The sequence below is a fragment of the Polynucleobacter yangtzensis genome, assembly GCF_027924165.1.
Classification (GTDB): Bacteria; Pseudomonadota; Gammaproteobacteria; order Burkholderiales; family Burkholderiaceae; genus Polynucleobacter; species Polynucleobacter yangtzensis.
The window spans coordinates 483058-507338 of the sequence record NZ_AP026973.1; the positions used below are offsets into that span (position 1 = coordinate 483058).

The window sequence follows — 24281 nt, forward strand, 5'->3', positions numbered from 1 at the left end:
TTTGTTCGTAATTGACGTTAAATTCAGTTTAATTGTCGGTTTTTGAGGCCAGAATCAACTATTTCCTAAGAAAAACGGCAAAATCAATGTTTGTACAAAATTCGCTGTGAAGAAATCTCACAGGTGAAATGATAGCCGAGATGCCCCCTAAGTTGCCTAAAGTTGCTCCAAATTCCGAAGTAAAAACGGTAAATAAAAACCCTGCGGCAGATCCCTTGGGTGAGGTCGGTCACGACCTGGATCCAGCGAAGTTTGTGACCTTCCCGGACTCCCCTTATCAGCTCTATCAGCCATTTGCACCTGCTGGAGACCAGCCCCAGGCAATTGATGCCCTGGTGGAGGGTGTAGAGGATGGATTGACCTTTCAGACGCTTTTAGGGGTTACTGGGTCCGGAAAGACCTTCACGATGGCAAATGTGATCGCCAGAACAGGTCGACCAGCCATCATTTTTGCCCCAAATAAGACCCTAGCCGCCCAGCTCTACAGTGAATTTAGGGAGTTTTTCCCCAAAAACGCGGTTGAGTACTTTGTAAGTTATTACGACTATTACCAGCCTGAGGCCTACGTACCTCAGCGCGATCTCTTCATAGAAAAAGACTCTTCAATTAATGAACACATCGAGCAGATGCGTTTGTCGGCAACCAAGAGTCTTTTAGAGCGTCGTGACGTCATCATCGTTGCCACTGTTTCTGCAATCTACGGTATCGGTAATCCGGGCGACTATCACAGCATGGTGATGACATTGCGCCCTGGTGACAAGATGAGTCAGCGCGATATTTTGATGCGACTCATTGCTATGCAGTACGACCGTAATGAATTAGATTTCAAGCGCGGTGTATTTAGAGTGCGCGGCGACACGATTGATATTTTCCCTGCTGAACATAATGAGTTGGCGGTGCGCGTTGAGTTGTTTGATGACGTTATCGAAAGTTTGCAATTCTTCGATCCTCTCACTGGAAAAATTCGTCAGAAGATCCCACGCTTTACGGTTTACCCAAGTTCCCACTACGTTACTCCGCGCGACACTGTTCTGAAAGCGATCGAAACAATCAAAACAGAATTGCGCACTCGCTTGGATGAATTTGTTAAAGACGGTAAGTTAGTTGAAGCGCAACGTCTTGAGCAACGCACCCGCTTTGATTTAGAAATGCTCAATGAATTGGGTTTTTGCAAAGGGATCGAGAACTACTCGCGCCACCTCTCTGGCGCCGCTCCTGGCGAAGCTCCGCCTACGCTGGTTGACTACCTACCTAATGATGCTTTGATGTTCCTTGATGAAAGCCACGTCTTAATTGGACAGCTTAATGCGATGTATAACGGCGATAAATCGCGTAAACATACTTTGGTAGAGTTTGGTTTCCGTTTACCTTCTGCGATGGATAACCGTCCACTCAAATTTACCGAGTTTGAAACGAAGATGCGTCAAACCATTTTTGTTTCTGCAACGCCAGCAGATTATGAAAATACGCATCAAGGTCAAGTTGTTGAACAAGTAGCTAGACCTACTGGATTAGTCGATCCAGAAATTGAAGTCTTGCCAGCAAGCACGCAGGTAGATGATTTATTGGATCAAATTCATGCGCGCGTCAAAGTAGGTGAGCGCGTATTGGTTACTGTATTGACCAAGCGTATGGCGGAACAATTAACTGACTACCTATCCGATAACGGCATAAAGGTGCGATACGTACACTCGGATATTGATACGGTCGAGCGCGTAGAAATTTTGCGTGACTTGCGTTTAGGTGTCTTCGATGTGTTGGTTGGTATTAACTTATTGCGCGAAGGTTTGGATATTCCAGAGGTCTCCTTGGTCGCAATTTTGGATGCCGATAAAGAAGGTTTCTTGCGTTCAGAGCGCAGCTTGATCCAGACGATTGGCCGAGCTGCTCGAAACGTCCGAGGCAAAGCGATCTTGTACGCCGATAAGATTACGGACTCCATGCGCAGGGCAATGGAGGAGACCGAAAGGCGCCGTACCAAGCAGATTGCCTTCAATAAGTTGCATGGCATTGAGCCCAAGGGGGTTCAAAAGCGCATTAAAGACATTATTGATGGGGTTTATGACGTCAAAGAGAAGCGTCAGGAGATGCAGGTTGAGCAGGAGCGGGCTCGCTATGAGGATATGGGCGAGAAGGACCTAGCGGCTGAGATTAAGCGCCTAGAGAAGCAAATGAACGCTGAAGCCAAGAATTTAGAGTTTGAGAAGGCTGCCAGCACTCGAGATAGGCTCACTAAGGTCAAAGAAATGGCCTTTGGAGCTAGATCCAGGGACTCAGTCTGAGGGTTGCACCTTAATTCCTGGCTTGTAAGAGGGATTTTTGGGATAATTCCCGAGCAGATTGCTAGGGATTATGTTAAAGTTGAGTGGAATGGTCGGGTATTACCCGCCCGACTGTGAGCTGTCCATAACAATCCATTACCAAGGTGACATATGAGACTTACAACTAAAGGTCGTTTTGCAGTAACCGCAATGATTGATTTAGCCCTGCGTGAAACGCATGGACCTGTAACTTTGGCCGGAATTAGCCAAAGACAAAAAATATCCCTTTCTTACCTCGAACAATTGTTCGGCAAATTACGCCGTTTCAATATCGTGGAAAGTACTCGCGGACCTGGCGGTGGTTACACCCTAGCACGACCATCTTCCGAGGTGAGTGTTGCAGATATTATTGTTGCTGTTGATGAACCTCTCGATGCCACTCAATGCGGCGGCAAAGGCAATTGTCATAGCGATGAAGAAAATCATGGTCGTTGCATGACTCATGATCTTTGGAGCAATCTCAATTCCAAGATGGTTGAGTACCTCAGTTCAGTGAGCCTAAAAGATTTAGTCCAGCAACAAGAAGGCCGCGGCGTCGTGATTCAAGATATGCGCCAAAAGAAAATCAAAGTTGAAAGTGCTAAAGCAGATAAGCCGACTCCAGCACTTGCAGCCAAAAAAGATGTTGCTCCTAAATTACCGCTGGTGAATTCCGTATTCAACTTGGCGCGACAAAGTTAATAACAGCATTACCTATAGATAAATAAACCATGAACGCACCAAAAGACCTTCCAAAACAACCGGTTCCTATGTTTAGCCCTAAACACTTCCCTGTGTATATGGACTATTCAGCTACTACGCCGATTGATCCAGTAGTGGTCGACAAAATGTTGCCATATCTGCGCGAGCAGTTTGGTAATGCTGCTTCACGCAGTCATGCTTATGGCTGGGCTGCAGAAGAGGCAGTTGAGTGGGCGCGTTCAGAGGTTGCTCTCTTAGTTCATGCTGATCCAAGAGAAATTGTGTTTACCAGTGGTGCCACCGAGAGTATTAATTTGGCATTAAAAGGTGCAGCGCATTTCTACAAAGATCGTGGTAACCACATCATTACAGTTAAGACTGAGCACAAGGCAACTTTAGATACTTGTCGCGAATTAGAGCGCGAAGGTTTTGAAGTGACATACTTAGATGTATTGCCGAATGGCTTGATTGATTTTGCGCAGCTTGAAGCGGCGATGAAGCCTGGAACAATTTTGGCTTCAGTTATGTACGTCAACAATGAAATTGGAGTGGTACAAGATATTCCTGCGATTGGTGAATTGTGCCGTTCACGTGGCGTTATTTTTCATGTGGACGCAGCGCAAGCAACCGGCAAAGTAGAAATTGATTTAGAAAAGACCAAAGTAGATCTAATGAGTTTTTCTGCTCATAAGACTTATGGCCCCAAGGGTATCGGCGCTTTGTTTGTCCGCCGTAAACCCCGTATTCGTATTGAGGCCCAGATTCATGGTGGTGGTCATGAGCGCGGTATGCGTTCTGGTACTTTGGCAGTTCACCAGATTGTCGGTATGGGCGAGGCATTCCGCATTGCTCGTATCGATATGGCCTCAGAAAATAAGCGTATTCGCGCCTTACGCGATCGCTTGTTAAATGGCTTGAAGGATATTGAAGAGGTTTATGTCAATGGTGACATGGACAATCGAGTGCCTCACAACCTGAACATTAGCTTTAACTATGTTGAGGGTGAGTCTATGTTGATGGCCCTGAAAGATTTGGCTATTTCCTCTGGATCAGCATGTACTTCAGCATCTTTAGAGCCTTCTTATGTATTAAGGGCTCTTGGCCGTAATGATGAATTGGCACACAGCTCAATTCGCTTTACCTTGGGCCGCTTTACTACTGAAGAAGAAGTGGATTTCACTATCAAGTTGGTGAAAGAAAAAATTGCCAAGTTACGTGAGCTATCACCACTGTGGGAAATGTACAAAGATGGAATCGATCTGAGCACGATTCAATGGGCTGCACACTAAAGAAATAGATAAAGAAATTAAAGAGGAAATACCATGGCATATAGCGAAAAGGTCATTGACCATTATGAAAATCCCCGTAACGTTGGCTCCTTTGAAAAAGGGGATGACAGCGTAGGTACCGGAATGGTTGGCGCACCCGCATGTGGTGACGTGATGAAGCTACAGATTCGCGTAAATGATCAGGGTGTGATTGAAGATGCCAAGTTCAAGACTTACGGCTGTGGCTCTGCGATCGCTTCTTCTTCATTGGTAACCGAATGGGTTAAAGGTAAGACTTTGGATCAAGCGCTTGAGATCAAGAACTCCTTGATCGCCGAAGAGTTGGCATTGCCTCCAGTGAAAATTCACTGCTCAATTCTGGCTGAAGATGCTATCAAGGCGGCAGTAGCCGATTACAAAGAAAAGCATCCAGCGAAATAAGTAGGCATAACTATGGCAATCACCTTAACCGACAAAGCAGCTGCACACGTTAACCGCAATTTAGAAAAGCGCGGTAAAGGTTGCGGCTTGCGCTTGGGCGTTCGTACAACTGGTTGTTCTGGCTTGGCATATCAGCTCGAGTATGTTGATGAGCCCGCTGCTGAGGACCAGGTATTTGAGTCCAATGGTATTAAGGTGTTTGTAGATCCAAAAAGTCTGGCTTACTTAGATGGTACGGAGTTAGATTTTGTGCGTGAGGGTTTGAACGAAGGCTTTAAGTTTCAAAATCCAAACGTAAAAGATGAGTGTGGTTGTGGCGAATCCTTCCGCGTCTGACGATTACTTTCGCTTCTTTGGGTTAAATCAGCAATTCAACATCGATTTGCCTGCTCTTGATCAGGCATACCTGGCGATACAGAAGGAAGTACATCCTGATCGCCATGCTCGCGGTAGCGACTCGGAGCAGCGTATTGCTATGCAAATGGCAACCTTGGCTAATACCGCCTTTCAGACCCTTAAGAATCCCATTCAACGCGGCTTATATATTTGCCAGCTTCATGGGGTTGATGCCAAGCTAGAAACCAATACCGCCATGCCTGCCGCTTTTCTCATGAAGCAAATGGAGTGGCGAGAGAGTTTGGATGAGCAAGAAGAAGATTTACCTGCGCTTGAAGCCTTGATGGCAGAAGTCGAGGAATCTAAAGCTGAGACCCTTGTTGAAATTACCCAGGCAATCGACGGTGCTAAGAATTATCAGCGCGCAGCAGAGCTACTTCGAGGCCTGCTCTTCATTGATAAGTTCGCGGTTGAGCTTGATGACACTATTGCGGCCTTAATCTAGGCGCATACCAGCTACACTCTATCTTCTATGGCCTTATTACAAATCTCAGAACCCGGTAAATCGCTAGCGCCACATCAGCGCCGTATTGCTGTTGGTATTGATTTGGGGACCACCAATTCTTTGGTGGCAATTGTGCGCGATGCTTTGCCAAAGGTGTTGCCAGATTCCCAGGGACGCGAGCTGCTTCCATCTGTTATTCGTTACCTGCCCAATGGTAGGACTCAAGCTGGATTTGAGGCGCTTGAAAGTGTTGTGCTTGATCCAAAGAATACGATTGTTTCGGTGAAACGTTTTATGGGCAGAGGCTTGCTCGATGTGGAGCATATTGAAAGTGCTCCATATGATTTCGTTGATCAACCTGGAATGCTCAAGTTAAGAACAGTAGCTGGCGATAAAAGCCCTATTGAAGTCTCTGCAGAAATCTTGGCGCGCTTGCGTCAGTTGGCGGAAGACTCCGTTAATGATGAAATCGTCGGTGCCGTCATTACAGTCCCTGCATACTTTGATGATGCACAGCGTCAGGCAACGAAAGATGCTGCGAAATTAGCTGGCATTGAAGTTCTCCGTTTATTGAACGAGCCAACTGCTGCTGCAATTGCCTATGGCTTAGACAATGCCTCGGAAGGCGTATACGCCGTCTACGATTTAGGTGGTGGCACCTTTGATATTTCCATACTACGTATGAGTAGAGGTGTCTTCGAAGTTCTTTCTACTGGGGGTGACTCTGCTCTAGGCGGTGATGACTTTGATCATCGCTTGTATTGCTGGGTCATTGAGCAATCTAAGCTTCCGCCACTATCAATACATGATCATCGTACGCTCTTGCAGGCCTGTAAGCATGCTAAAGAACAACTCAGTCATAATCCCTTAGCGCGTGTGCATGAGACACTTGCCGATGGTACGGTGGTAAATGTCGGTATTAGCCAGGCCCAATTTTTTGAGATTACTCAGAATTTAGTTACTAAGACTTTGATGGCTTGTAAAAAAGCACTGCGTGATGCTGGACTCAAAGCTGAGGATGTTAAGGGCGTGGTGATGGTGGGCGGCTCCACTCGTATGCCAAATGTGCAACGCGCTGTTGGTGAGCTATTTGGCACGCAGCCATTAAATAATTTAAATCCTGATCAAGTAGTTGCATTGGGCGCAGCGATGCAGGCAGACCTGCTGGCTGGCAATCAGAGCAAAGATGATGAGTGGCTTTTATTGGATGTCATTCCACTTTCCCTTGGTGTTGAAACCATGGGTGGCTTGGTAGAAAAGATTATTCCTCGCAATACACCGATCCCGGTTGCTAGAGCCCAAGATTTCACGACCTTTAAAGATGGTCAGACTGCTTTGGCTATTCAGGTGGTACAGGGCGAGCGTGAGTTGGCCCAGGATTGCCGCTCTTTAGGTAAATTTGAGTTGCGTGGTATCCCAGCAATGGCAGCAGGCGCAGCGCGTATTCGAGTTACCTTTCAGGTAGATGCTGATGGTCTTCTATCTGTCAGCGCAACTGAGCAAGGTTCTGGCGTTAAGGCATCGATTGATATTAAGCCCTCTTACGGCTTAACTGATGCAGAGATTACGCGCATGCTGCAAGATGGTTTTGCATCAGCAAAAGAGGATTTGCTCTCAAGGTCCTTACGTGAAGAGCAAGTGAATGCTCAGCGCTTGCTTGATGCAGTGCAAACAGCTCTTGATAGTGATCGCAGCCTTCTCAATGCTGAAGAGCAGGAAGCTATTGATAATGAAATGACTGCATTGCAAAAGATTTTGAATGAAGAGACAGACAGTGCAGTAGTTCGCAAAGCGGTAGATCATGCCGCTAAGGCAACAGATGACTTCGCACAAAAGCGTATGAATGCCAGCATTCAAAAGGCTCTCTCTGGCAAGAATGTTGCAGAAATTTAAATAAGTAATTCCCAATAAAATATAAGCAGAACAGAATCATGACCCAAATCGTTGTCCTACCCCATAGCGAGTATTGCCCTGAAGGCGCAGTTGTTGAGGTTGCTCCAGGCACTTCGATTTGTGAGGCATTGCTAGAGAATGACATTCCGATTGAGCATGCCTGCGATATGGTGTGTGCTTGCACCACCTGCCATGTAATCGTGAAAGAAGGTTTTCAAAGCTTGAATCCTCCCGATGAAAATGAAGAAGATATGCTGGACCGGGCTTGGGGCTTGAATCCTCAATCACGTTTGTCTTGCCAGGCCATTGTGGCAAAACAGGATTTAGTGATTGAAATCCCTAAATACTCAATAAATCACGCCAAAGAAAATCATTAAGATTTCATCATGAGATTGGTGAAATTCTCGTTGACCCTACTTGCTTTAGTTTTTGCTTCAGTCATTCCAGCTCACGCAGACGAGAGTCATCCTGGGATAGTAACGGAGTTGGTAGTGCGCAGTGGCAATGATTGGACCGGTAGCCCATTGCCTTCTTATTTGACGAGTGCTCCGGAAGTTGCTGTAATGCGATTTACTATTCCACCACAAACCGCCTTGCCGATTCATAAGCATCCCGCAATCAATGTTGCCTATGTAATGGATGGCGAACTTACGGTATTTCAAGAAGGCGGTATACAGCGCAACTTTAAAAAGGGCGAAGTTGTGATCGAGATGGTTGAAAAGTGGCATCACGGCATCAATCAAGGCTATGTACCAGTGGAATTGGTCGTGTTCTATGCCACCACCAAGGGTTTGCCATTGGCAATTAAGAAGTCAAACCCCTAAAAACGAGGGATAAATGCACCAAATTGAGGCATCTATTCCCGTAATTATGCAAAAGATAGATCAGAACAATTCTTAGATTATTAATATGAACTTGTAGTTCATTCTTTAGGTAGTACCTCCAAAAAATCTTTCAAGCCATCCTTCGGGGTGGCTTTTTCTTTTGCCTAGCTGTAAATATTATGCTAAATTACATAATGTAAATATACATATTGTTAGTGAATGTCATTTCCAGCACCATTCAAAAGGAGAAGCAAATGAAATGTAACGTTGGTGGTATCGATCGCGTTCTACGCATCGCAGTAGGTTTGGTATTAGTTGGCTTGGCTGCAAGCAATATTGTTGGTGCTTGGGGTTGGATTGGTATCGTGCCTTTGGCAACAGGCCTATTTAGATTCTGTCCACTCTATCCACTTCTTGGAATTAATTCATGTGGGACTGGTTCTGATTGTGGTGGCGGTGGTTGCTGCAAGTAACTTACTCTGATTGGGTGCCAATAAAGTAAGGCGCAAAAAGTAAAAGCCTCGCATTGCGAGGCTTTTTAATAAGTTAAATGGGTTGAGATTAGAGCGATTTTATTGGGTTGGAATATTCCGCGCCTTAATTACCTTTTCCCAGTTTGCAGACTCGGCCTGTATTTTGGCATCTACATCTTTACTCTTCATCATCATCGGTGTTAGGCCGTTGGTATCAAGATTAGCAAGTAGGGATGGGGCTTTGAAAGATTTTTCAGTGGCTATATAAATCTTATCGATGATTGACTGTGGTGTGCCCATTGGAACTGCTAAAGCGAACCAGCCAGTATTTTCAAATCCAGGAATCGCTGATTCGGAAACGGTGGGAACATTTGGCAACTGTTTTAATCTCTTGCTACTGGTAACGGCTAGCGCTTTTACTTGGCCAGCTTTAGCGAATCCACCGGTTGCTGGGAAGTTGCCTGCCATGAAATCAATTTGCCCAGCTATCAGATCATTCAAAGCAGGGTTCTCGCCCTTATAAGGTACGTGTGTTGCCTGAATTCCAGCTGCATAAATAAAGCTTTCATTGGCCATGTGTATTTGGCTGCCGATACCTGCGGATCCAAAATTCAGTTCTTTAGTTTTTGCTAATGCGATCAGCTCTGGGAGTGTATTTACTGGAAGCTTTGGATTTACAGCAATGACCATCGGCACTGTTGCAATGGTGGTGATGTAAGTTAAGTCTTTTGCATAGTTAATAGATGCCTTTTTATAGATAAAGGGATTTACGGTCATCATGCTGCCGGAGGCCAGGAGAATGGTGTAGCCATCCGCTGGAGATTTGGCTACTAGTTCAGCCCCAATATTGCCGCCTGCTCCCCCGCGATTTTCAACAATCACGTTTTGTCCAAGATTCTTGCTAAGCTCCTGGGAAAGGATTCTGCCTAAAATATCTGCGCTTCCACCTGCAGCAAATGGAACAATCATCTTGATAGGCTTATCGGGCCATGATTGTGCGGCTAGATTGGTGGATCCCAATATGCCGAGTGCATAACAAAGCACGGCAACCCATTTTTTCTGCTTAATAAAAGTACTCTTGAAAAGTGACATAGTATTTTTCTCCGATTGCTTTGTTATAGGTATTTTTTGTTTGTAAAAGATGATGCTTTGAATTCACTCGCCCAGTTTTTTAAGGTGCTGGCAATATTATTAGGATCCTCATCCCAGCTAAGGCGGTGCTGAAAGGCTGGACGCAGATCAGAACCAATGCCACAGCCCCATAACTGAAGATTGGGTTGTTGCTCGCACCAAGCAATAGCTTGCAGAAGGTGATTCTTTAGAAATTCCTCACCATTTGCCTCAATGGTTGCTCGATCCATTGGGCAGCCATCAGAAAATAAAATCAAGGTATTGTTGCCGTCTCGATTGTTGCTGCTATTTTGTAAACGTTCAGTCGCCCATATGAGTGCTTCACCATCAACACTCTCTGCGTAAATCTCAGGGCGCAATAGGGCGGCGATCCCTGCTCGAGATCTTCTCCAGTTAGTATCAAAGTCTTTAAAAATCCAGTGAGCTCGTTCATTGAGGCGGCCGGGATTTGGGGGTTGACCATTTTTACGCCATTCTTTAAAGGGTCTTCCTCCTTGCCATGAGCTAGTGCTGTAACCAAGAACCTCTGTTTTGATACCTGCTTGCTCCAGTATTCTTACTAAAGAGTCTACGCAGGCTGCAATTTTGACGCGCTGTTCCTTCATCGATCCAGAGCAATCAATCAGCAGCGTTGTTTTCGCATTTACCTTGCTGGTAGCTGCAAGCTGTTTATATAAGGCTGGCTGTAGCGGTGAAGTAGCGGCCCGTGTGAGGTAGCGACGATCTAGAAATTCTTCCGCCTCAGTGGTTTGCCAGCGCTTTGGTAATTGGCTGGAAAAGATTTGCTGATAGATTCGAATGAGCTTTGCCCAGGGAATGTTTTGTTTGGCAATTTCTTGATTTAGTTGGTCTTGGTAGGTGGATAATTGAGCAGACCGAATTTTTTTCTTAGCTTCGGATTCACTGTCATAGCTTGAGTTATATACGTGATATTTTTCGAGTGACTTTTTGAGTAAAAGACGCTGCTCGTTAGAGTTACTTACCGGACTCTTAAAATCAGCAGCAACTTTTCCCGCGTGAGGAGGAACCCATTCAATTTTGAGATGAGTGGCACTTTGATTTTTGCGTTTAGTACGAATGCTGGGGTTATTGCGATACTCATCAGCAATTAATCCTGAGACCAAGTTAATGACTTCGTGAGCTACTTGTCCATATGCCTCTTGGTTATAGCGACTTGCTTTTAGCTTGACTAACAGTGGACCCATGTCTTGAGCTATGCCTGCTCGGGTAGCCTCAACAATATCTTGCATGAGCTGTGGTATTGCTTGGCTATTGAGCTTCATCCACACGGTAGAAAAAATGGTAATTAGTAGCAAGCCAATACTGCCTTCAACACCACCGCTGGCAATAAATTGCTGCATCCAAGCGATAAATTGTGTTTGAGTATTCTTGCGGCATCCCTTGAGCTCATCTGGGCAGTTACTTTCAACCCGGATCTGCTCCAAGACCTCAAATATCAAAGATTCAATCATCCCCTCTGGAGCAAGTGAATCGTGCAAGGCTGCATCCGAATGGCGCAGGCGTAATGCGATGCCATCCAATACACCGCGTGGGTAAGCCCATGATGCTTTTAGATTTTCAAGACTGAGGTGCGGAGCAATTGACTCCAGTGGAACTGCATTATGAAAAAGTTGCCAGTCTCTAATTTGCGCACTTTTTTCCCTGGACAATGATCTAATCATTGCCCCATATTGTTGCTGTTGCTCGAAGTCTTGATGGGTTTGGGTTTGCAAGGTAGATGTAAATACGCCTGGTTTATTTGTTATCTAAATCTAGTTCGCTAGCGAAGCATCGTTGGTAATATTCCGCCACTAAGTTTTTTTCTTCTGACTCGCATTTATTTAAAAATGCCAGAGAAAATGCAATCTGTAAGTCTTTAAAGATGCGCCAGTTTTCGCCCCAGGTAATCAGTGTTCTGGTAGACATTAGTGTGGAAATATCACCCGCGGCAAAGCCACTTCTTGTAAGGTTAGCAAGGCTAATCATTGCCTTTGCTTGGGCATCCGATAGCTCTGGTACTTTGGCCATCAAAATCTTCTGCTCTTCCTTCGGCTCTAGATAGTTCAACGCTGCAACAATGTCCCAGCGATCCATCTGACCGTGATTTAGTAATTGAGTGCCTTGATATAAGCCATTCCAATTGCCAAGACCAACAGTATTGCTAGTAGCAAAGATTCGAAATGCAGCATTAGGGTTGATCACTCTATTTTGATCAAGCAAGGTGAGGCGACCTTCGCGCTCCAACATTCTTTGAATGACAAACATTACATCTGGTTGGCCTGCATCATACTCATCGAGGATGAGCGCAACAGGGCGCTGCAAACTCCAGGGAATTAAACCTTCCTGAAAGCGAGTAATTTGTTTGCCATCTTCTAGGCTAATGACGTCTTTGCCGATCAGATCCATGCGCGTAATTTGCCCATCTAGATTAATGCGCAGGCAAGGCCAATTTAACCTAGCGGCTACTTGCTCTATATGGGTGGATTTACCGGTGCCATGCATTCCTTGCAACATGACTCTACGATTGAAAGCGAAGCCCGCCAGAATGGCTAGTGTTGCCTCGGGGTTGAGTTGATAGCTTGGATCAACCGCAGGTACAAGCTCACTAGCTTGATTAAATGCAGGAATCTCAAAGTCTGCGAAGCCACGGCATTCTGGGAAGGCAGAGTGCATGGAAACCTGCTTTTCAGGCTGTAAACCCATTAAATCAATAGAAGAGGTGCTTTCAGCCATTTCCTTGCCTTTAAAAGTCTTAATATGTTGTCAAATATATTCCAGATTGGGGTTTATATGCTTGACTTTAGTAAAAATACGCTATTATTATTCATATTGTAGAACAAAATGTTCCGTTTAATTGAATACCTAGGAGAGCTTTATGTCTAAGTCTGGCGCTAATTTGCCTACCGGCCCACAAAAAATGACCCCTTCCGAAGCGTTTGTGGAGACCATGGTCGCCAATAAGGTGAAGGATATCTTTGGAATCATGGGTTCAGCCTTTATGGATGCGATGGATATTTTTGCTCCAGCAGGTATTCGTTTGATTCCGGTTGTTCATGAGCAGGGTGCCGCACATATGGCTGATGGCTATGCGCGTGTCAGTGGAAGTCATGGTGTTGTGATTGGACAGAATGGTCCTGGCATTAGTAACTGTGTCACAGCAATTGCTGCTGCTTACTGGGCACATAGCCCTGTCGTGATCATTACGCCTGAAACAGGAACAATGGGCATGGGCTTAGGTGGTTTCCAAGAAGCCAATCAATTGCCAATGTTCGAAGAGTTCACAAAGTATCAAGGACACGTGAACAATCCTAAGCGTATGGCTGAATTTACTGGCCGCTGCTTTGACCGCGCTCTATCAGAGATGGGTCCAACTCAGCTTAATATTCCACGTGATTATTTTTATGGCGAGATCGAAGTAGAAATTCCGCAGCCTAATCGTCTCGATCGCGGTCCTGGTGGCGAGAAGAGTTTGGATGAAGCGGCAGAGCTCTTGGCTAACGCTAAGTTCCCAGTCATTATTTCTGGCGGCGGCGTAGTGATGGGTGATGCAGTTGAGGAATGCAAGGCATTTGCTGAGCGCCTTGGTGCTCCAGTAGTTAATAGCTATTTACACAATGACTCCTTCCCAGCTAGCCATCCATTATGGTGTGGCCCCCTTGGATATCAAGGCTCCAAAGCTGCAATGAAGTTGATGGCGCAGGCTGACGTGGTGGTTGCATTGGGTTCACGCCTTGGACCATTCGGCACATTGCCACAGCATGGTATGGACTACTGGCCAAAAAATGCCAAAATCATTCAGATCGATGCAGACAATAAGATGCTTGGCTTGGTGAAGAAAATTTCCGTAGGTATTTGCGGTGATGCGAAAGCTGCCGCAGTTGCGTTGACTAAGCGTTTAGAAGGTAAGAAATTAGCTTGCGATGCGACTAAAGCAGATCGTGCCAAAATAATTGCCGCTGAAAAAGCCGCATGGGAAAAAGAGTTGGATGAGTGGACGCACGAAAAAGACCCATTCAGCTTGGATATGATTGAAGAGCAGAAAAAAGAAGTAACACCAACTGGCGGTCATTATTTGCATCCACGTCAAGTGCTGCGTGAGCTCGAGAAGGCTATGCCTGCTGACGTAATGGTGTCTACTGATATCGGCAACATCAATTCAGTTGCTAATAGTTATCTCCGCTTTGAAAAGCCACGTAGTTTCTTTGCCCCAATGAGTTTCGGTAACTGCGGTTATGCATTGCCAACGATTATCGGTGCCAAAGCAGCGGCGCCGAATCGTCCTGCTATTGCCTATGCTGGCGATGGTGCATGGGCAATGAGTATGGTCGAGATTTTGACTGCCGTTCGTCACGACATTCCTGTTACAGCGGTTGTGTTCCATAACCGTCAGTGGGGTGCTGAGAAAAAGAACCAAGTGGACTTCTATAACCGTCGCTTTGTGGCAGGCGAGCTTGAGAGCCCAAGTTTTGCCGGTATCGCCCAATCCATGGGTGCGGAAGGTATCGTGGTTGACCAGCTTGACCAAGTTGGACCAGCACTCAAGAAAGCCGTTGAAATGCAGATGAAAGAAGGTAAGACTTGTGTGATCGAGATTATGTGTACTCGTGAACTCGGTGATCCGTTCCGTCGCGACGCCTTATCTAAGCCAGTTCGCTTCTTGGATAAATATAAAGATTACGTATAAGCAAGTATTTGCGTCAAGAAAGAGTCCGGCTAAACTGGACTCTTTCTTTTGGTGATTGCAGATTGAAGCGAGCTTGAGATTTTGATCGCTTTTTCTTGAAACTCAGTCATTGCACTTGTAACAAACTTTGTTTTTCTCCAGCAAACAGCGGCAGTTCTAGTTAAAAAATCTCCTTTAATCGTTTTGGCCATTAATTTTTTATCATTAGCTAAAGCAATTGAGCTCCCTAGAGCTAGAATTTCTCCAGATTTTGCAATTTCCAGTAGATCTCCCATAGTTGAAACCTCCATACGTAAGTTCAGTGATACGCCCTCCATACGTGCCTGAGCATCTATCTTTTGACGCATTAAAAATTGACCGTTAAGTGCTGCTAAATCATATTTAGCAAGAGACTTGAGTGTGATATTGCGCGGTAATTCTTTGATAGTGTTCGGAGCCCCAATTACAGAGAATTGCTCGGTAATTAGTTCATGCCAATAGAGCTCTGAAAATTGGTAGTCTTGTGGAAGAATCGCAATATCAATTGCACCCTCTAAGAGCTCTCTTAATACTTTCTGTGCAGACAATTCTTGCAGCTCAATCTTGAGACTTGGATTTTCTCTAAGTAGCCCCATGCAAGTTGGAAGTGCAATAATTTTGGAGTAAGTGTTAGTAGCTCCTACACGCAGGGTGCCGGCGATATTTTGATCATCAATTGAACTTTGCAGGAGAGCTTCTTCAATCTGATCAAGTAGTGGATCAATTTTCTTAAGAAGTCCATGTCCAAAATTTGTCAATATTAACTGGCGTCCTTTTTTTTCAAAAATTGGCAGGTCAAGGTGGCTACTGAGTTCTTTCATCTGTTGGGATAGGGCTGATTGGGTAATACTTAAGACTTGAGAGGCCTTTACAAAGGTGCCGGCCCTAGCAACGGCGATGAAACTGCGTAAAAGTCTCAGGTCAATTTGGTTTATATTCATTAGGTATGCTTATATATTAATTAAATAAATATAAATATACATTAAATATTTCATGCGGTAGAGTGAAGTTTGTCCCAATCAATAGAGATCTAACGCTATGAATAGACCGACTATTAAAGCTTTCAAATATTTCTTGGCATGCTTTGGTTTGGTTGTTTTTTCAAACAATGTGCTAGCCCAGGCCTACCCGAGTAAGCCAATACGTTTAATCGTGCCATTTCCTCCAGGAGGTCCGACAGATATTGTCGCTAGACCGTTAGCGGTGCTATTAGGCGATCGCTTAAAAGAGCAAGTCGTTATTGAAAACAAGGGCGGAGCTGGGGGTTCAATTGGCGCTGATCTAGTTGCAAAGTCGGCCCCAGATGGATACACCTTATTCATGGGGACAGTTGGTACGAATGCAATAAATGGCAGTTTGTATAAGCAGTTGCCTTATGACATGACTAAAGATTTCACGCCGATCGCTTTAGTTGCCACGGCACCAGTTGTCATTGTGGTGAATTCAAGCGATCGCATTAAAACTCTTGCGGAGTTAATTGCAGAGGCTAAATCAAAGCCCGAAACAATTGCGTATGGGTCTGCAGGAAACGGAACTCCGGGACATTTGACTGCGGCCTTATTTGAATCAACTACACAAATTAAGCTAAAGCATATCCCTTATAAAGGTAGTGCACCTGCAGTAACCGATTTAATTGGAAATCAAATACCTTTGGTTTTTGATCCCATTCAGTCGGTCTTGCCCCATATCACTTCAGGAAAATTACGCGCTTTGGCTGTGACTAGTAAGACACGCTCACCGTTGCTACCGAATGTGCCAACAGTTGCAGAGTTGGGTTATCCACAATTTGAATCCACCGCTTGGTGGGCTTTGTTTGCTCCAGCTAAATTGCCTGAACCAATTACCAAAATACTAAGAATGGATACAGAGAAGGTGGCGCAATCAGCGGCCTTCAAGGAGCGCTTGGGTAACTTGGGAGTGCAGCCTAACACTGACTTTAGAGAAAGCTTAGCCAATTTTCAAACAAGTGAAATTGCTAAGTGGGCTAGGGTAGTCCGTGACTCTGGTGCTACTGTTGATTAATTGTTAATAAGAGAAAAAATGAAACTTAACGCAGAAGAAAAGGCAATGCTTGCTGGAGAGTTTGGGCCAGTTAGACAAATTGCAATTCAACATCAAATTAAGGTAGGTGAATTTTTTGGTGCTGAAGATTTAGTTCCTGTGTCTCAGGCGCACATTATGGCTGACACAGAGAGTCTTGGCGAGGCTGGTGTTGAATGGTTGGAAGGCCTAGCGAAAAACTCTGTATCAGACCGAATGGTTCGCATCCCAACAATCACTGACCCAAGGGGAACCGATTTCACAAAAGCAAAACAATTGGGTCAAACCGAAAAAATGCTTGAGCTAGAGAGACGTGCAATTGATGCTTTTGTAAAAATGGGGGTGTCAATGACAGACACCTGCATTAATTACCAAACGATTATGGCTCCCGTATATGGCGAGCATTTAGCGTTTGGTGATACGGGTGTCGTGATTTATTCAAACAGTGTTTGTGGCGCGCGCTCAAATTTTGAAGGCGGCCCTTCTGCTTTAGCAGCAGGTCTAACCGGTAGAACGCCGCGTTATGGCTATCACCTAGATGAGCATCGCAAACCAACTCATCGTTTTAAAACTTCATGGACTCCTCAGACATTGAATGAATGGGGCGCCTTAGGTGGATTAATCGGAAAGAAATCTGGTAACTATTGGTCTGTACCTGTACTTGAGGGCATTGTAGGTCATCCTGGCTCTGATGCCATGAAGCATTTTGGTGCAGCCATGGCTAGTTTTGGTTCTACCGCTTTATTTCATGTATTGGGTGTTACACCAGAAGCTTTGCATGCGAGAGATCTGGAGTATTTGCATCTCCCAGAGGTTCTGATTACTAAGGAAGAGGTAATGGGTTTGCAGAGCTCATACCGAGTTGCAGAGGAGATAGATGTCGTAGTATTTTCGGCTCCGCAATTAAGTTTGATGGAAATGAAGAGTATTGCTGAGTTGTGTAATGGTAAGAAATTTATCAAGCCTTTGCTAGCAATGACAAGTCCGCAAGTGAAGCCTGACTCTGATCGCATGGGCTATACAGAAATGATTGAGAGCGCTGGTGGAACGGTATTTTCTGGTATGTGCTTTTATCAATCGTATGCGAGAGAAATTGCCGAGGCAAATGGATGGAAGGTATTGGCAACGAATAGCGCAAAGATAGTAAATATTTTAGGCGGCTATGGCTACACGCCGATGTTGGCATCGATGGAAGACTGTGTTCAAGCTGCTGTAACGGGGAGACTAAAGTGAGTAAAAAAATTTATAAAGCGAAACACGCTCAAGGTGAAAGTATTGAAGGTGAGTGTCTCAGTGCATCAGACGGTTTCTCCGCTCGTTATGACTTAGATCGTCTTAAGGGGGTATTTTCAAGACCGGCACACAAGTTATTTGGCCAATCATATAAAGATAAAATTTTGGTGTTGGATGCCGCTAAGGGTGGCGTTGCAAGTGCTTGGATGCTGTACGAGATGAAGTCTAGGAATCTTTGCCCATCAGCCATTATTTTCAATGCTGTAAATCCAATTTTGGCTCAAGGCGCTGCACACGCTGGGATCCCTATGCTGAGTGGTTTTGATTGCGATATCACTCAAGCTATTGCCAGCGGGGCTAGATTGCGGATTGATACTCGGAACCAAACAGTAGAGGTTCTCTAGTTAGTTCTTAAAAAATGGAGTGGTATTCAGATAGGCTCGGCCGAATACGGCCGGGCTTATTTTTTAATACTGTGCCGATCGTAACAAAGCATATGGGCTCTTCGTCATCGGTGAGTTGAAATAGCGTTCTAATACGATCGCTTTGTAGCGCTCTACCGCTCGATAATCCTGAGCCAAAACCAAAGGCATAAGCACTTAAGAGAATATTTTGAATGGCGCAGCCAAGTGATATTAATTTTTCTTGCCTACTGATGTCTTCATTGCTGTCTTTGTAGTTCGATACCGCCAGCAATAGTAGCGGTCCGCGAGAGGCTTTATCAAGCGCTTCCTGCTGCTGTATTGAAGTAGCCTCTTGATCTCGATCTAACAGGCATTGGCGAAAAACTTCTCCGAGAGCGGGGCGACTACCTTCTTGAATCTCAATGAACCGCCATGGCACCATTCTGCCGTGATCTGGGGCAGCATTAGCTGCCAAGAGAATGGACTCTTTTTGAGTTTGACTGGGGCCTGGGTTACCCAGTCTTTTTGGTGATATATGAGTTCTGCCGTGGATAAGCTGTTCGGCGAATTGATCCATCGGCATCGGGTGTATTTAGGAAACTCGTTGGTAATACAAATTTTGTGGATGGTTGGCTTCTGCAAAAAACATCCATCTTTCAGCAAGTAAGCCTACATAGTTAATGAGTAATGCCAATGTAATCACCAGGAAATTAGGTGAAGTAATGGCATAGGCCATCAATATCATGGGGATCACATACGCGAAAAGCAAAATAATCTTACGTAAATTAGCTATCACTTTACCTGTTTGATGGTGAAAGAATTCTCTAGTATTAAAGCTTCCACCCATAAGACCCATGGAGGTTTGGCGAATATTGTTGCCTTTGATGCCAGTCGCAGTAGCTAGATTTGATTTTGGTTTTAGTTTGCGATTACGAGTCCAAATCCAGAGTTTCAGGTTGAATGACAAAAATAATAGCAAGAAAGCAATGATGGAGAGTGGTGCATCAATCATTTGCACCGAAGCATCACCCCAAACCGCAATTAATAGCTCTAACAAAATCCAGCCCGACGTCATCCCCAGCAGAATAAAGTTAGTTAGGGTGGAGGGATGTGACCACTCTTGAATAAAGCGAATGCACTGATAGATCTTTGCGGTGCATACCCAAAGTGCTATCGTAGTAAAAAGCAGGACAAGCCATAGCCACTGAGGTACTTGACTAAAGCGCGCATAAAGGTAAATGACTGCTGTGACAGCCATGACCGCTGGTAGAGCGATAACCTCTCTTGATAACCAGGAGGTTCTCCACATCATGGCAGCGCGCCATGCTCGCTCAGGGTGACCCAAGTGAAAGAATGATGCGACTAAGCCCAAAGCCAGTAGTACAAAAGCAACCGGAAGGGCAAGGCTTGTAAGGAATGCGCTTGGAGTAGCTTGGCTATGTAGGTTTGCTAACGCTATAAAAAACAGCAGACCCTGAGCCATTCCGGCTAAGGTAGTAAAGAAAATAATTGAAAATTGTGGGCGCATTATTTGTCATTCCTTGCTGCATCAATCGTTTCCATAATGGAGCGCGGTAAATAGTGATTGGCGGGTTGGGTTTCCCATTCAGGCATCAGTGCATAGCCTGAACGTTCTTCTATGGCTTTGCTAGCGTCAGACTCAGGATCATGGACATCACCAAAGATACGCGCACTGGTAGGGCAGGCAAGTACACATGCTGGCTTTTTCTCAGCCTCTGGCAAAGTCTCGCTATAAATACGATCTACACAGAGCGTGCACTTAGTCATCACCTGACGTTCTTGATCAAGCTCGCGTGCGCCGTAAGGACAGGCCCAAGAGCAATAGCTGCACCCAATGCATTTATCGTAATCTACAAGAACGATGCCATCTTCTTTGCGTTTATAGCTTGCGCCTGTAGGGCAAACAGGAACGCAGGGGGGCTCTTCGCAGTGTAAGCAAGATTTTGGAAAGTGAACCGTCTGCGTATTTGGGAATGTGCCCGCTTCAAAGGTTTGCACTCTATTAAAGAATGTACCGCTTGGGCTAGCCCCATAAGCATTGAGATCGGTCAGCGGACCTGCTGAGCCAGAGGTGTTCCACTCCTTACAAGAGGTAACACACGCATGGCAACCCACACATACATTCAAGTCAATAACGAGAGCTAGTTGTTTATTTTTTTTGCTCATTTTGTCTCCCCCGATTTTTTGAGGGCCATTCCAGGTACTTCAAATGCTTTTACTTGTGGCCAAGTTTCTTTTTGCTCATTTTCATCTGCAGGCGCCAATCGAACTCTGACGTCATACCAGCCAGCTTGCCCGGTAATCGGGTCGGAATTGCTAACGGTAAAACCACCCAGTGGAAGCTCTTCTGAGATGAGGTGGTTTAATAAGAATCCTTTTTTAGATTCATCCGCATCGTTTGTTAGGCTCCAAGCAGACTCTGCTTTCCCAATGGCATTCCAAGTCCATACCGTTCCAGGGTCAACCGCCTCCGAGTGCCTTGCCATGCAGCGGACTTTGCCCCATTGAGATTCAATCCACATCCAGGCGCCATCAGCGATGCCACTCTTGAGTGCAGTAGCGGTATTGACGTATAAATAGTTGTGGCTATGAATTTGTCTTAGCCAAGCATTCTGTGAGTCCCAAGAGTGGTACATCGCCATTGGGCGTTGGGTAATTGCATTCAATGTAAATTTGGTGAGATCAGTTGCTTCATCTTCCAGTGGCGGGTACCAGAAAGGTAATGGATCAAAGTATTTATAAATACGTGCTTTAAGGTGCTCTGGAGGTTGTGCGCCTGGACGCTTTCCAGTAGATGCCAATCTAAAGCGTTGCAAGATATCTGAGTAGATCGCAATCATGATTGGATCATTTTTCTGACGCAGAGCATTTTCTTTTGAGAAGTCTAAATAGCCCTTGTTCCAGTTGCGCATGTATTGATGCTCTGGAGGCATGTGATATTGATGTACGCAATTGTTCTCTGCATATTTTTGCCACTGATTTGGATTGGGTTCGCCACGCAAGGGCTTATCCCCATCTTTGCCACGCCAACCACTTAAGAATCCAATACCTGAGTCAGGAGTGGTTTGGAATCGGGTAATAAAGTCGGGGTAATCCTTGAACTTACGTTCGCCTTCTGGTGTGGTAAAGGCGGGGAATTTTAAGCGCGAGGCCAATTCAATCAATACTTCCTGGAACGGTTTGCATTCTCCTAAAGGCTCTAGAACAGGGATGCGGACAGAATCAACGGGACCATCAAATTCTGAAATTGGTCTATCAAGCATGCTCATTACATCGTGGCGCTCGAGATAGGTTGTATCGGGAAGTACTAAGTCTGCAAAGTCCACCATCTCTGATTGGAATGCGTCACACACCACTAAGAATGGAATCTTAAATTCACCATCATCATTTTTGGCATTGAGATGTTCACGTACTTCCATGGTATTCATGGTGGAGTTCCATGACATATTAGCCATGAAGATCATGAGCGTATCAATGGAGTAGGGGTCACCCTTCACTGCATTGGTGATGACGTTATGCATTAATCCATGTGCAGCTAACGGGTGCTCCCAGGAATAGGCTTTATCAATACGCAGTGGTTTGCCATCAGAATCTAGCGCCAAATCTTCTGGCTGTGTTGGCCATCCGAGTGGAGGTTTAGCTAGCGGAGTATTTGGCTTGATGTCATTTTCAGAAGAAGGGGGCTTTGCATTTGGCGGCACCTGTCTTGGATAGGGCGCTTTGTGTCTAAAACCACCTGGACGATCAATGGTGCCCAACAACGACATGAGGACAGCTAGGCCACGCGTTGTCTGAAACCCGTTGGAGTGGGCGGATAAGCCGCGCATGGCATGGAATGCAACTGGCCTACCAGTTACAGAGTCATGTTTCTCGCCCCAAGAGTCTGTCCATGGAATCGGTAATTTAAATTCTTGGCCGAATGCAGTGTCTGCCATTTCAAGAGCAAGCTTGCGAATGCGTTCTGCTGGAATGCTGGTGATAGCTGCAGCCCATTCTGGAGTCGTTTCACTAACTTGTCGTTTGAGAAGTTCAAATGAAGGAGCTACTTTCTTCCCTTGGTGTGGACCTGGACCCATCACATATTCACCAAGCAAGGCAGGCGATGTTCCTTGCGCAAAACAAGGTTTAGCACTTTGAGATTTTTCATCCCAGATATATTTGTTGTGCGGCAAATCGGTATTGAGTGGGTCAGAGTCAGGGTCATACAGGAATAAGCCTTCTTCCGGACCTGAATCCATACAAACTAATTGCGCTGAGTTGCTAAAGCGTTTGAGGAATGGGGCATCGTATTTTTCAAGGCGAATGAGTTCATGCATCAAGGCCATAAACAGCGCACCATCGGTTCCAGGCTTAATCGGAATCCACTCATCAGCAATAGCCGAGTAGCCGGTCCTTACTGGGTTGATGGAGATGAAGCGGCCGCCAGCCCGTTTAAATTTGGACAAAGCAATCTTCATTGGATTGCTATGGTGATCTTCCGCTGTGCCAATCATGACAAATAATTTCGCTTGATCCAAATCCGGACCGCCAAATTCCCAGAAGCTTCCACCAATGGTATAGATCATGCCTGCAGCCATATTTACCGAGCAAAAGCCGCCGTGCGCTGCATAGTTAGGTGTACCAAACTGCCTTGCAAATAAACCAGTCAAGGCCTGCATTTGGTCGCGACCAGTAAAGAGAGCAAACTTCTTTGGATCAGTGGCGCGAATTTTCGCAAGACGCTCAGTCAGAATGTCAAAAGCTTTTTCCCAGCTAATAGGCTCAAACTCACCATTTCCTCTTTCGCTTCCTGCCTTACGCAGCAGCGGCTGCGTGATGCGCGCAGGAGAGTTTTGCTTCATGATTCCTGAAGAGCCTTTGGCACAGATGACGCCTTGGTTTAAAGGGTGCTCAGGATTACCGTCGATATAAACTAATTTTCCATCGCGTAGATGTGCTCGAATGCCGCAACGACAGGCGCACATGTAGCAGGTAGTTTTTTTGATTTCCGTTGCAGGTGCTTGCTTGTTTATTGGGTCATGCACGGGATCATTAGAAAATATTTTGAACATAGTCTTCTCAATTATTGAGGGTTTTTGGCAAGTAGAATGGCCATCGCTGTAGATGCCACTCTAGAAAAAACAGAATCAGATCTGGAAGTCAGAGTGATTGGAACTTGTGCGCCCAGAATGGTGCCTGCACATTCAGCACCCGCCATATAGACAAAGGACTTGTAAAGAATATTGCCGACTTGCAAATCAGGCATTAATAGCAGATCGGGATCGCCCGCCACCTTTGAGTAAATCCCTTTTGTTCTGGCTGACTGTGCGGAAATCGCATTATCAAATCCAAAAGGACCTTCGATAATCGTATCTGGAAAAATTGGATGAGCAATATGTTCATCAACAATCTCTTTTGCATCTGTGGTGGAAGGCATTGCAGGGTTAATCACCTCAGTAGCAGCAATGATTGCTACTTTGACGTTGCTAATACTTAATCTCTTTAAGGCATCCAAGCTGTTGGCTAGGATTTCTCTTTTGAGTTGAGCATTTGGTGCAATATTCACAACTGCATCAGTAACGCCAAGTAGTTTATGGTAGCGCGCAAGTTCAAATAAGAAGAGATGACTGACGCGTTTATCAGTGCGCAATCCATCTCGATGCACAATCGGCCCCATGAGGTCTTCGGTGTGCAAAGATCCCTTCATTAAAACTGCTAGCTTGCCTTCTTTCACCATCTCAACGGCTTTCTTGGTTGCCAAGATAGGATCCTTAGGTGTGTCGACAATCTGTATGCCGTCTAAACAAAGTTCCTCGATTGCCGCAAGCTCTTCAATTTCTTTTTTAGGGCCTATCAAAATCGGAGTGCATAACTGTCTTTTAATGAGGTCGAAAACAGTTTCTAGTGCTGGAGCGCTGAGGGGGTAGACCACCCCAAGAGGTAGATCGCTCTTAGCCTCCTCAATCATTTTTTCTAAGAGTGGATATTTCACGTTTAGATTTGTCCCGAGGTGGCTTTGATGCTGTGCT

23 protein-coding genes are annotated in these 24281 nt (G+C 45.3%); 14 read left to right on the forward strand and 9 right to left on the reverse strand.

Annotated features, from left to right (window positions below; all coding sequences use genetic code 11):
* Positions 1 to 128: 128 nt before the first annotated feature.
* From uvrB to QMF28_RS02665, 10 genes are all read left to right on the forward strand, one after another.
* On the forward strand, positions 129 to 2282 hold the full coding sequence (gene uvrB / locus QMF28_RS02620) for an excinuclease ABC subunit UvrB (RefSeq protein ID WP_281743107.1): 2154 nt from the start codon (positions 129 to 131) through the stop codon (positions 2280 to 2282).
* A 150-nt stretch (positions 2283 to 2432) separates the two neighbouring features.
* Positions 2433 to 3002, forward strand: coding sequence for a Fe-S cluster assembly transcription factor (locus QMF28_RS02625; protein ID WP_216245416.1), 570 nt, complete (start codon positions 2433 to 2435; stop codon positions 3000 to 3002).
* A 29-nt stretch (positions 3003 to 3031) separates the two neighbouring features.
* Positions 3032 to 4291: an IscS subfamily cysteine desulfurase gene (locus QMF28_RS02630; RefSeq protein ID WP_068322305.1), complete on the forward strand. Its 1260-nt coding sequence runs from the start codon at positions 3032 to 3034 to the stop codon at positions 4289 to 4291.
* Between the two features lie 33 nt (positions 4292 to 4324).
* The gene (gene iscU / locus QMF28_RS02635; protein WP_068322308.1) at positions 4325 to 4711 is read left to right on the forward strand and encodes a Fe-S cluster assembly scaffold IscU; all 387 of its coding nucleotides are present in this window, start codon (positions 4325 to 4327) and stop codon (positions 4709 to 4711) included.
* Between the two features lie 12 nt (positions 4712 to 4723).
* Entirely contained in the window at positions 4724 to 5047 is a 324-nt protein-coding gene (iscA, locus tag QMF28_RS02640; RefSeq protein ID WP_012357505.1) for an iron-sulfur cluster assembly protein IscA, read from the forward strand.
* On the forward strand, positions 5025 to 5552 hold the full coding sequence (gene hscB, locus QMF28_RS02645) for a Fe-S protein assembly co-chaperone HscB (RefSeq protein ID WP_345739969.1): 528 nt from the start codon (positions 5025 to 5027) through the stop codon (positions 5550 to 5552). Before iscA ends, hscB begins: the two co-directional genes overlap by 23 nt.
* 27 nt (positions 5553 to 5579) lie before the next feature.
* Positions 5580 to 7445, forward strand: coding sequence for a Fe-S protein assembly chaperone HscA (gene hscA, locus QMF28_RS02650; protein ID WP_281743113.1), 1866 nt, complete (start codon positions 5580 to 5582; stop codon positions 7443 to 7445).
* Between the two features lie 38 nt (positions 7446 to 7483).
* The gene (gene fdx, locus QMF28_RS02655) at positions 7484 to 7822 is read left to right on the forward strand and encodes an ISC system 2Fe-2S type ferredoxin (RefSeq protein ID WP_215348652.1); all 339 of its coding nucleotides are present in this window, start codon (positions 7484 to 7486) and stop codon (positions 7820 to 7822) included.
* Positions 7823 to 7831: 9 nt separating this feature from the next.
* Positions 7832 to 8269, forward strand: a complete 438-nt coding sequence (locus tag QMF28_RS02660; RefSeq protein ID WP_281743114.1) for a cupin domain-containing protein — start codon at positions 7832 to 7834, stop codon at positions 8267 to 8269.
* A 254-nt stretch (positions 8270 to 8523) separates the two neighbouring features.
* Positions 8524 to 8742, forward strand: a complete 219-nt coding sequence (locus QMF28_RS02665; protein ID WP_281743116.1) for a YgaP family membrane protein — start codon at positions 8524 to 8526, stop codon at positions 8740 to 8742.
* Between the two features lie 99 nt (positions 8743 to 8841).
* On the opposite strand, the gene QMF28_RS02670 is transcribed toward QMF28_RS02665, so the two are convergent.
* Genes QMF28_RS02670 through QMF28_RS02680 form a run of 3 tightly spaced genes read right to left on the reverse strand, consistent with a single transcriptional unit; the run spans position 8842 to position 12546 of the window.
* A complete protein-coding gene (locus QMF28_RS02670) occupies positions 8842 to 9834 on the reverse strand; it encodes a Bug family tripartite tricarboxylate transporter substrate binding protein (RefSeq protein ID WP_281743117.1) in 993 nt (330 codons plus the stop codon).
* 23 nt (positions 9835 to 9857) lie between these two features.
* Positions 9858 to 11606 carry a cobaltochelatase CobT-related protein gene (locus QMF28_RS02675; RefSeq protein WP_281743118.1) on the reverse strand — a complete coding sequence of 583 codons (1749 nt, stop codon included), beginning with the start codon at positions 11604 to 11606 and terminating at the stop codon, positions 9858 to 9860.
* Positions 11607 to 11628: 22 nt separating this feature from the next.
* A complete protein-coding gene (locus tag QMF28_RS02680) occupies positions 11629 to 12546 on the reverse strand; it encodes an AAA family ATPase (protein ID WP_281743602.1) in 918 nt (305 codons plus the stop codon).
* A 202-nt stretch (positions 12547 to 12748) separates the two neighbouring features.
* Between QMF28_RS02680 and xsc the strand changes: the two genes are divergently transcribed.
* Positions 12749 to 14557, forward strand: coding sequence for a sulfoacetaldehyde acetyltransferase (gene xsc, locus QMF28_RS02685; RefSeq protein WP_281743119.1), 1809 nt, complete (start codon positions 12749 to 12751; stop codon positions 14555 to 14557).
* Between the two features lie 29 nt (positions 14558 to 14586).
* Here the strand turns inward: xsc and QMF28_RS02690 are convergent, their stop codons facing one another.
* A complete protein-coding gene (locus QMF28_RS02690; RefSeq protein WP_281743120.1) occupies positions 14587 to 15516 on the reverse strand; it encodes a LysR family transcriptional regulator in 930 nt (309 codons plus the stop codon).
* Between the two features lie 97 nt (positions 15517 to 15613).
* Here QMF28_RS02690 and QMF28_RS02695 point away from each other — a divergent pair, with 97 nt between their 5' ends.
* From QMF28_RS02695 to QMF28_RS02705, 3 genes are read left to right on the forward strand one after another with little or no spacing between them, the layout of a single operon-like run.
* Positions 15614 to 16597: a Bug family tripartite tricarboxylate transporter substrate binding protein gene (locus tag QMF28_RS02695; RefSeq protein ID WP_281743121.1), complete on the forward strand. Its 984-nt coding sequence runs from the start codon at positions 15614 to 15616 to the stop codon at positions 16595 to 16597.
* Between the two features lie 18 nt (positions 16598 to 16615).
* Positions 16616 to 17848, forward strand: coding sequence for an aconitase X catalytic domain-containing protein (locus tag QMF28_RS02700; RefSeq protein ID WP_281743122.1), 1233 nt, complete (start codon positions 16616 to 16618; stop codon positions 17846 to 17848).
* On the forward strand, positions 17845 to 18252 hold the full coding sequence (locus tag QMF28_RS02705) for an aconitase X swivel domain-containing protein (protein ID WP_281743123.1): 408 nt from the start codon (positions 17845 to 17847) through the stop codon (positions 18250 to 18252). Before QMF28_RS02700 ends, QMF28_RS02705 begins: the two co-directional genes overlap by 4 nt.
* A 7-nt stretch (positions 18253 to 18259) precedes the next feature.
* Here QMF28_RS02705 and QMF28_RS02710 read toward each other — a convergent pair whose 3' ends face one another.
* From QMF28_RS02710 to QMF28_RS02730, 5 genes are read right to left on the reverse strand one after another with little or no spacing between them, the layout of a single operon-like run.
* The gene (locus QMF28_RS02710; protein WP_281743124.1) at positions 18260 to 18835 is read right to left on the reverse strand and encodes a nitroreductase family protein; all 576 of its coding nucleotides are present in this window, start codon (positions 18833 to 18835) and stop codon (positions 18260 to 18262) included.
* Positions 18836 to 18844: 9 nt separating this feature from the next.
* A complete protein-coding gene (locus tag QMF28_RS02715; RefSeq protein WP_281743126.1) occupies positions 18845 to 19780 on the reverse strand; it encodes a dimethyl sulfoxide reductase anchor subunit family protein in 936 nt (311 codons plus the stop codon).
* Entirely contained in the window at positions 19780 to 20439 is a 660-nt protein-coding gene (locus QMF28_RS02720) for a 4Fe-4S dicluster domain-containing protein (protein ID WP_216231445.1), read from the reverse strand. Before QMF28_RS02720 ends, QMF28_RS02715 begins: the two co-directional genes overlap by 1 nt.
* Positions 20436 to 23324: a molybdopterin oxidoreductase family protein gene (locus QMF28_RS02725; protein WP_281743127.1), complete on the reverse strand. Its 2889-nt coding sequence runs from the start codon at positions 23322 to 23324 to the stop codon at positions 20436 to 20438. Before QMF28_RS02725 ends, QMF28_RS02720 begins: the two co-directional genes overlap by 4 nt.
* Before the next feature lie 11 nt (positions 23325 to 23335).
* Positions 23336 to 24244: a bifunctional enoyl-CoA hydratase/phosphate acetyltransferase gene (locus QMF28_RS02730; RefSeq protein ID WP_281743129.1), complete on the reverse strand. Its 909-nt coding sequence runs from the start codon at positions 24242 to 24244 to the stop codon at positions 23336 to 23338.
* Positions 24245 to 24281 lie beyond the last annotated feature (37 nt).

Excerpts from the sequence above, each read along its gene's own strand:
- QMF28_RS02660 (WP_281743114.1), top strand. The coding sequence starts at position 7,832 with ATGAGATTGGTGAAATTCTCGTTGACCCTACTTGCTTTAGTTTTTGCT.
- QMF28_RS02680 (WP_281743602.1), bottom strand. The coding sequence starts at position 12,546 with ATGCACTCTGCCTTCCCAGAATGCCGTGGCTTCGCAGACTTTGAGATT.
- uvrB (WP_281743107.1), top strand. The coding sequence starts at position 129 with ATGATAGCCGAGATGCCCCCTAAGTTGCCTAAAGTTGCTCCAAATTCC.
- QMF28_RS02670 (WP_281743117.1), bottom strand. The coding sequence starts at position 9,834 with ATGTCACTTTTCAAGAGTACTTTTATTAAGCAGAAAAAATGGGTTGCC.
- iscA (WP_012357505.1), top strand. The coding sequence starts at position 4,724 with ATGGCAATCACCTTAACCGACAAAGCAGCTGCACACGTTAACCGCAAT.
- QMF28_RS02725 (WP_281743127.1), bottom strand. The coding sequence starts at position 23,324 with ATGTTCAAAATATTTTCTAATGATCCCGTGCATGACCCAATAAACAAG.
- QMF28_RS02630 (WP_068322305.1), top strand. The coding sequence starts at position 3,032 with ATGAACGCACCAAAAGACCTTCCAAAACAACCGGTTCCTATGTTTAGC.
- QMF28_RS02700 (WP_281743122.1), top strand. The coding sequence starts at position 16,616 with ATGAAACTTAACGCAGAAGAAAAGGCAATGCTTGCTGGAGAGTTTGGG.
- fdx (WP_215348652.1), top strand. The coding sequence starts at position 7,484 with ATGACCCAAATCGTTGTCCTACCCCATAGCGAGTATTGCCCTGAAGGC.
- iscU (WP_068322308.1), top strand. The coding sequence starts at position 4,325 with ATGGCATATAGCGAAAAGGTCATTGACCATTATGAAAATCCCCGTAAC.
- QMF28_RS02690 (WP_281743120.1), bottom strand. The coding sequence starts at position 15,516 with ATGAATATAAACCAAATTGACCTGAGACTTTTACGCAGTTTCATCGCC.
- QMF28_RS02695 (WP_281743121.1), top strand. The coding sequence starts at position 15,614 with ATGAATAGACCGACTATTAAAGCTTTCAAATATTTCTTGGCATGCTTT.
- QMF28_RS02715 (WP_281743126.1), bottom strand. The coding sequence starts at position 19,780 with ATGCGCCCACAATTTTCAATTATTTTCTTTACTACCTTAGCCGGAATG.
- QMF28_RS02710 (WP_281743124.1), bottom strand. The coding sequence starts at position 18,835 with ATGCCGATGGATCAATTCGCCGAACAGCTTATCCACGGCAGAACTCAT.
- QMF28_RS02625 (WP_216245416.1), top strand. The coding sequence starts at position 2,433 with ATGAGACTTACAACTAAAGGTCGTTTTGCAGTAACCGCAATGATTGAT.
- xsc (WP_281743119.1), top strand. The coding sequence starts at position 12,749 with ATGTCTAAGTCTGGCGCTAATTTGCCTACCGGCCCACAAAAAATGACC.
- QMF28_RS02720 (WP_216231445.1), bottom strand. The coding sequence starts at position 20,439 with ATGAGCAAAAAAAATAAACAACTAGCTCTCGTTATTGACTTGAATGTA.
- hscA (WP_281743113.1), top strand. The coding sequence starts at position 5,580 with ATGGCCTTATTACAAATCTCAGAACCCGGTAAATCGCTAGCGCCACAT.
- QMF28_RS02665 (WP_281743116.1), top strand. The coding sequence starts at position 8,524 with ATGAAATGTAACGTTGGTGGTATCGATCGCGTTCTACGCATCGCAGTA.